7 protein-coding genes are annotated in these 7,522 nt (G+C 47.6%); 5 read left to right on the top strand and 2 right to left on the bottom strand.

Going from position 1 to position 7,522, the window contains the following annotated elements; translation table 11 throughout:
• The 4 genes from ACYVTD_RS08410 to ptsP form a co-directional block, all read left to right on the top strand.
• Positions 1 to 321 (top strand): ABC transporter transmembrane domain-containing protein (locus ACYVTD_RS08410; RefSeq protein ID WP_461247327.1); only part of this gene is annotated, 321 nt, incomplete at its 5' end.
• Positions 322 to 345: 24 nt separating this feature from the next.
• A complete protein-coding gene (locus ACYVTD_RS08405) occupies positions 346 to 960 on the top strand; it encodes a flagellar filament outer layer protein FlaA (protein WP_461247326.1) in 615 nt (204 codons plus the stop codon).
• A gap of 21 nt (positions 961 to 981) precedes the next feature.
• Positions 982 to 1,722 (top strand): flagellar filament outer layer protein FlaA, encoded by a 741-nt coding sequence (locus ACYVTD_RS08400; RefSeq protein ID WP_461247328.1) that lies wholly within the window; start codon positions 982 to 984, stop codon positions 1,720 to 1,722.
• Positions 1,723 to 1,774: 52 nt separating this feature from the next.
• A complete protein-coding gene (ptsP, locus tag ACYVTD_RS08395; protein ID WP_461247325.1) occupies positions 1,775 to 3,484 on the top strand; it encodes a phosphoenolpyruvate--protein phosphotransferase in 1,710 nt (569 codons plus the stop codon).
• On the opposite strand, the gene ACYVTD_RS08390 is transcribed toward ptsP, so the two are convergent.
• Positions 3,474 to 4,268 (bottom strand): M15 family metallopeptidase, encoded by a 795-nt coding sequence (locus ACYVTD_RS08390; protein ID WP_461247324.1) that lies wholly within the window; start codon positions 4,266 to 4,268, stop codon positions 3,474 to 3,476. The two genes, ptsP and ACYVTD_RS08390, sit on opposite strands and share 11 nt — an antisense overlap.
• A complete protein-coding gene (locus ACYVTD_RS08385; protein WP_461247323.1) occupies positions 4,265 to 5,536 on the bottom strand; it encodes a glucose-1-phosphate adenylyltransferase in 1,272 nt (423 codons plus the stop codon). The genes ACYVTD_RS08390 and ACYVTD_RS08385 overlap by 4 nt, the downstream gene beginning before the upstream one ends.
• A 144-nt stretch (positions 5,537 to 5,680) precedes the next feature.
• Between ACYVTD_RS08385 and ACYVTD_RS08380 the strand changes: the two genes are divergently transcribed.
• Positions 5,681 to 7,522, top strand: a 1,842-nt coding sequence (locus tag ACYVTD_RS08380) for a DEAD/DEAH box helicase (RefSeq protein WP_461247322.1), incomplete at its 3' end; no start/stop codon positions are given.

Below are 7,522 nucleotides of genomic sequence, written 5' to 3'. Positions count from 1 at the left end.
GAACAGGTTAAATGGGTCTGGAACTACATGAAGGGAAAGAGGGCTTTCTTTTTAGGGGGGCTCTTTCTTACCGTCGTCACGTCAAGCATTCGTATTATTAACGCCATGCTTGGAAGGCAAATAATCGATGAAGTTATCGTAGGCGGCAATACAAGCCCGTTAATAAAGATCCTTGTAATAATGATGATAGTCCAACTGTCTCGTCTTGGGCTTAACTACCTTCAAATAATATGTATGGAAATCGCAAGTACCGACATAATGACCCGCCTGCGCCGTGACATGTACCAAACAGTCCAATGGCAGGATTTTGGAAGCTTTTAACGGCGACGCCGATTCCAAATATGTTTGGAAGACCGCCGCCAGCAAATTTTCACAAAGACCGAGGAAGCGACTTATCCGATCCTTACCTATGTGGACGCGTGGCCGGTCGCCGTTTTCGGATACAACCGCGCCGGGGACGCGCCGCCTCTTAAAAGTTTCGGTCTTCACGGGCGTTTTGACCGCAAGGGGTATAACTGGATAGACATTTATCCTGTGGCCGCTGACAAACCGGACGGCGGTCCTGTTGAGATTCCTATCCCGGGCAGAGTGAAAAATTTTGACATGTGGGTATGGGGCGCCAACTTAAGATATTACATCGAGCTTTATGTACGCGATTACAGGGGCGTCGTGTACGGCTTTAAGTTAGGTGATATCGGATATATCGGCTGGAGAAATCTTCAAGTCGATCTTCCCAAAAACATTATCCAGTCAAGGCGCACCGTGCCGGCTTACGCGGGGCTTACCTTTGTAAAATTCAGAGTATGGACCCAGCCGGTAGAAAGAGTCGACGATTTTTATATTTATTTCAAACAATTTAAGATTTTAACGGATATGTTTGATCCTCTGTTTGACGGTAATGATTTGGCGGATCCGGATCATGTTGATAAACTTTGGGCAAGCAGCACCGCCAGTAAATAAGGACAGAAAAGGAGATATATGATGAAGAAGTTTTTAATAATAGCGTTTTTCCTTTTAATTGCCGGTTTTGTTTCGGCGCAGCAGCAGCAACAGACCCAACAAAGGGAAGTAGGTTCTCCTGAGCCGGAAAGGCTTGGAATTGATTCTGCCCAGCAGATGTTAAAAGAAATATCTGTTGATAAATTTGAGCATGACGGCAACTGGCGCTCCACAATGTCCAGCGACGAAGGTTATACGACAACAAGGCTGTTTACCGGTTCCCCCATGGCAAAAGAGCCTATTCCCGATGAAGAAGGGTTAAATATTCCAGACAAGTACGTTCTTGGCACAAGGGTAGATTTCCTTCGCAGGGGATATAACAGTTTTACGATTTATCCTACCCGTCCTATTCCGATTGAGGGAATCACAAAAACCGTTTCGGTTTGGGTCGCCGGCCGTAACTTTAACCACGAGCTGGTTCTGTTGCTCCAGGATTTCTTCGGCAGATATTATGAGTTCTTTATCGGAAAACTCAACTTTATCGGCTGGAAAAAATTAACCGTCGCCATTCCGCCGCAGTCAGACGACGGATTCAGTGGCGTTGTCCAGAGAAATTACCACTATAACAACCAGATGGGCCTTAAGATTATGGGTTTCAGAATTGACTGCGATCCGATGGAAGCCTACGGAAGTTATTATATTTACTTTGACGATCTCCGCGCCGTAACAGACCTCTTTGCCGAAAACAACCGTGACGCAGACGACATGGTCGACGGCTGGTAAGCCGTAACCTGTCATCGAGACACCTGACCACTTACAAGTGGTCAGGTTTTTTATGGTTTTAAACGGAAAGAGCGCCGCCCATGGAATTGCGGTTGGTAAAATTTATATTTATAAAAACACCGGTTTTCTTCCCAAGGAAAGCTATGTTCAGGAAGGGGAAGAGAAGTCGCATCTTGACCGTTATAAAAAAATAAAAAAAGAAGCGTTTGCCGAAATAGAAAAACTTAAAATTGCCATGCAAAAACACGATCCTAAGAAGGCGGAAATTTTTATCGCCCATCAGGAAATTATTGATGATGTTGTTATAAATGAGGAAATACCGTCCAGAATAACAAATGACAAGTGGGCCGGCGATTGGGCGATTTATCAGGTTTATGAGACCGTCCTTTTAGTCCTGCAAAAAGCGACCGATCCTTTGATTGCCGAACGCGCCGCCGATTTTAACGACGTACGCGCCCTGCTTCTAAGGCTGTGGTACGGTACTAAGAGCGAAGGGCTTTCCTGTTTGTCAGAACCCGTTATTATCGCCGCTCAGGATTTAATGCCTTCGGATACGGCTTCCTTGGACAGGCGCAAGGCGCTGGCGCTTCTCACCGAAAAGGGCGGGCTTACATCCCACACCGCGATTATCGCGAAAAGCTACGGGATTCCTACGGTGTTCGGCATTCACGGGCTTTTGGACGCCGTAAAGCACGGCCAGCTTGCCGCCGTAAACGCCGATGAAGGGAAAATAATCCTTGACCCGGAAGGCGAAGTTTTAGCGGAATATGAAAAGAAATACGAGGCTTACCGCATGGACAAAGAGGACGCCGAAACCTATCTTACGAAACAAGCGTCTACGCAAGACGGCACAAAAATCGACATAGGTTTGAATATTTCGGGCGTGTCAGACGACGAATTGTCCGCCGCGTCTTTCGCGGATTCCGTGGGGCTTTTCAGAACCGAGTTTCTATACTTGGGCAAGGACAAATTACCGGACGAGGACGAACAGATTGCCGCTTATAAAAAAGTTCTGGAATCTTTCGGCGAACGCCCGGTAATTTTGCGTACCCTTGACATAGGCGGGGATAAAAAGCTTTCCAATTTGAAATTTCCCCACGAGGAAAACCCATTTTTGGGAAACCGCGCCCTGCGTTTTTGCTTTAGCAACCCGGATATTTTTAACACGCAGTTAAGGGCCGCCCTACGCGCGAGCGTTTACGGGAATATGTGGCTTATGTTCCCTATGGTAAATTCCATCGACGACATACGCAAGGTGAAATATATAATAGAATTCGTAAAGGAACAGCTTGATAAGGAAAAAAAACCTTACGGAAAAGTTAAAACCGGAATTATGATAGAGGTGCCTTCCATAGCGTTATTGGCGGAACACGCCGCGCAGGAAGTTGATTTCGCCAGCATCGGTTCCAACGATTTATGCCAGTATTTATGCGCCGCGGACAGAATGAACAGCGAAGTTGAACGCTATTACCAGTCTTACCACCCAGCGTTGTTCAATCTGATAAAAGATGTTACCGACGCCTTTACGAAGCACGGAAAACCCGTATCAATCTGCGGCGAACTCGCGTCCGACCCGGTTGCGGTTCCAGTTCTTATAGGTCTTGGCCTGCGAAAACTGAGCATGGGCGCCGCCTCAGTAGCCTCCGTTAAACGCGCGATTTGCTCCGTCACGGAAAAAGACGCGCAAGAAACAGCGGAAAAAGTTTTATTGTGCGCGACAGCGGAAGATGTGAAGAAAGAGTTGGTGAAGATTAAGGATTAGCGTTCCACTCTTTCAAAAATTGCAAAGCGTACTGCTGTACTCCCTCAAAATAATCATTGATAAATTTCGCGAGTTCTCTGCCTACGTAGCGGTAGTGCCAGCTTTCCCAGCGGTAGCCTGTTACGGCTTCCATGTCTTTGGGGAAGGAGATTGACCAGCCGTAGCGCCATGCGTTTTTTGTAAGCCATACCTCCTCTTTGGTGCCGGTAAAATCGTCTGAGATTGAGCCGAAATCCACGGCGAGCCCCAACTGGTGCTGGCTGTAACCGGGGCGTGCGGATTCCCTGTCCGCGGCCTCTTTTCCCATTTCTTTTACTATTCTCTCATAAACCTGCGCCTGATACGCCGCCGAGCGGTAAGATGACGATGCGGTTAAGGTAACTCCCTCTTTTTTTGATGCGGCGGACATTTCTTCAAGCGAATCGGCGGCGGGCTTACGAAGGAGAAGACCTTTTCTGCTTACAAGATATGAGCCGCTTTTTAATTCGACAAGGTCGTCCGGCGCGTAAGACTCGCCTAGGCCGTTTTTTTTGTCCACCAGTTTCCAAAAATACGGATCCGTCTGCAAAACAACTGCAATCTCGGACGCGAAAGAGGGGTTGGCTTCGGCGGTTTTAAGCAGGTTAGCGGATATTTTTTCAGGTAACGCCGCCTTGTTTATCGCGTTTGTAAGGCGCGTGTTTTTTCCCTCTATTGGTTTGGGCGCGGGTTGGGAATAATTTTTTGTGCATGTAAAAAAAGTAAAAAATAAAACGCTTGCCGCAAAGAACCTGAAACGCGTCAAATAACTGTTCCGGGGTACAGAATGGTGTTTTTCGGAATAACTATAATTCCGTCCACGATATGATAATGGCCGTAATTGCCGTCGGTGCGTTTTATGTCGTCAACTCCGATGCGGCAGCCTTCGCCGACGCATACGTTTTTGTCGATAATCGCGCCTTTGACAATCGCGCCGCGTCCGATTCCCACATTGGGGATTCTTGATTCGGCGTTCTTGATTTTTTGCGCTTCCGTTTCGTAAAAGTCCGCGCCCATGCACACGACGCCGTTCAAGCTTGAGCCGGTCTCGATAATCGTGCGGATACCGACGATTGAATTTGTAATGTTTGCGTTTGTTATAATGCATCCTTCCGCGGCGATGGACTGGTTCATGTTAGAAAAGTTCATCTTAGAAGGAGGAAGGTTGCGCATGTGGGTATAAATCGGTTTCGGTTCGTCGTAAAAATCGAAACGCGGCCTTAACGTCGTAAGTTCAAGGTTGGTGTCGTAAAAGTTTCGTATTGTTCCGATGTCTTCCCAGTAACCGTCGAAAAGATAGGCGTTTACTTTTAATCTGCTTATAGCCGAGGGGATTATCTCTTTTCCAAAATCGGTAAGCTCGTTGGCGAGGCATTCTTCCATTGTTTTAGCGTTAAAAACATAAATGCCCATGGAACCGAGGTAGCAGTCGTCCTTGTTTTTTTCGGTAAGTAATTCCTGAGGCGCCCTAAAGTCGGAAATGTCTTTTGTAGGCCCGGGTTTTTCCAAAAATTCGGTTATTTGGTTGGATTTATCGACTTTAAGAATGCCAAGGCCGCTCGCGTTTTCCCTTGAAACGCCCGTGCAGGCGATTGAAATAGCGGCTCCTGAATGGATATGTTTGTGCATCAATTCTTCAAGATCCATCCTGTAAAGCTGGTCGCCGGAAAGAATTATGTAATATGAGGGGTTTTGCGTTCTAAAATGGGGCAAATTCTTGCGGATGGCGTCCGCGGTGCCTTCGTACCAGCCGGAATGTTCAAGAGTCTGCTCGGCGGCGAGAATTTCGACAAAACCTTTCGTAAAAGGGTCAAAAACATAGGTTTGGCCTATGTGCAAATGAAGGGAAGCTGAATTAAACTGGGTTACTATGTAAATTTGACGTAAATTCGCGTTTATACAGTTGGAAATGGGGATATCAATCAGCCTGTATTTGCCGCCAAAAGGGACTGCCGGCTTTGAACGGAACTGGGTTAAGGGGAATAAACGGGTTCCCTTACCTCCTCCTAAAATGATTGAAAGTACTTCTGGCATTATGTATCCCCTCGAGAAAATTAGTTTTTCCCTTACTTTAATTGTAGATTATTGTGATTTATTTGTCTAGTAATTATTTGTAGAATTGATATAAAAATGGTATAACATATTCCAGATTTGTCAATAATCGGGTAGGATTATTCAATGAACGCGCGTGAAAATCTGGAAAAAATCCTTGGCAGTCCTGAATTTGCCCCCAATATAATTGTTAACCGTCTTTTGCCCGCCCAAGAGGGAATTTTTGCCCCGTTTCCTGAAGGTTTGGACGAAAGAATTGTCAAATCTTTGAACAAAAAGGGCATAGACAGGCTCTATATTCATCAAACTGAGGTTTACAAACACACGCAAATTGGCAAAAACGTGGTAGTTGTGACCCCTACCGCGTCCGGGAAGACGCTTTGTTACAATCTTCCCTGTTTACAGGCGCTATTAACCAATGAAACCGCCCGATGCCTGTACCTTTTTCCCACAAAAGCCCTGTCTCAAGACCAACAGGCCGAATTGAACGAGACCGTAGGCGGCGATGCGGCCGGATTTAACCTGAAAATAGCGACTTATGACGGAGATACGCCCGAATCTTTGCGAATTTCGGCGCGGGATACGGGAAGAATCATCATTTCCAATCCCGATATGCTGCATACGGGCATCCTTCCCAACCACCCAAAGTGGATAAAGTTCTTTTCCAACTTGAAGTATATCGTGGTAGATGAAACCCACGCCTACAGGGGCGTTATGGGAAGCCATGTCGCCAACGTAATCCGCCGCCTCCGCCGTATAACCGCTTTTTACGGCGCGAACCCGCAGTTTATTTTATGTTCCGCTACCATCGGCAACCCGAAAGAGCTTGCCCAAGAGCTAATCGGGCTTCCCGTTGAACTGGTTGACAGGAACGGCGCTCCGAGCGGGGAAAAGCGCATAATCCTTTACAATCCGCCTCTTGTCGACAAGGTGCAGGGCATACGCAATTCCGTGGTGACGGAAAGCCGACGCTGGATGATCGCCCTGTTAAAGGCGGGGATAAAGACGATACTTTTCGCCCACTCCAGGGTAAAGACCGAAGTAGCGGCCTCTTACGTTAACGAAGACCTTAAAAACATCTTCACGGACAATTCCCGCATAAGGGTAGAGGCGTACCGCGGCGGTTTTTTGCCCAACGAGCGTCATGAGATAGAGCGCGGACTGCGCGAAGGCGACATTCATGGCGTCGTTTCAACTAACGCGCTGGAATTGGGGATAGACATAGGCGGCCTTGACGCGTCGATTGTCGCGGGCTTCCCCGGCGCTTTTAACAGTTTTTGGCAGCAGTCTGGCAGGGCGGGGCGCAGGGGAGGTACGGCGGTGTCGGTGTTTATAGCGACGGTTTCCCCCATCGACCAGTTTATTATGAACGATCCCGAATGGTTTTTCAGAAAGAGCGCCGAGGAAGCCCGCATAGACCCCGATAACCCCTACATTTTAACCGATCATGTAAAGTGCGCCTGCTTTGAACTGCCGTTTCTTGACGGAGAGCTTCAAGGTGAAGGCGGAAGTTACGGAGAAAACGCGAAAGATGTTCTTGAGTACCTTGAAGAATCGGGAGTTGTGCGCCATACGGCGGAAAAATGGCATTGGGCGGACAGATCCTATCCCGCGGAAGCGGTGAGCCTGCGCAGCGCGACCGCTGACAACGTGGTGATTATCGACGTGACGGAAGGCAGATATTCGGTAATCGGGGAGATGGACAGGCCGAGCGCGAAAGAGCTTATCTTTGTGAATGCAGTGTACATTCACAGGGGCAGGCAGTATCTTGTGGAAGAGCTTGACATAGAAAACCGGAAGTGCCTTGTCCGCGAAGCCGACGTAAATTATTTTACCGACGGGCTTGTTAAGACCGATATTAAAGTTTTATCGGAAGACGAAAAAATAAAGTACGACGAAGCGGAAGGCGTTTTGTCCGACGTGCTTGTGCGCTCGCAGGTGACAAAGTTCAAGAAGATCCGTTTCCAT

Source organism: Treponema sp. R6D11 (assembly GCF_054786075.1).
This window is presented reverse-complemented; position numbering and strand designations above follow the sequence as displayed.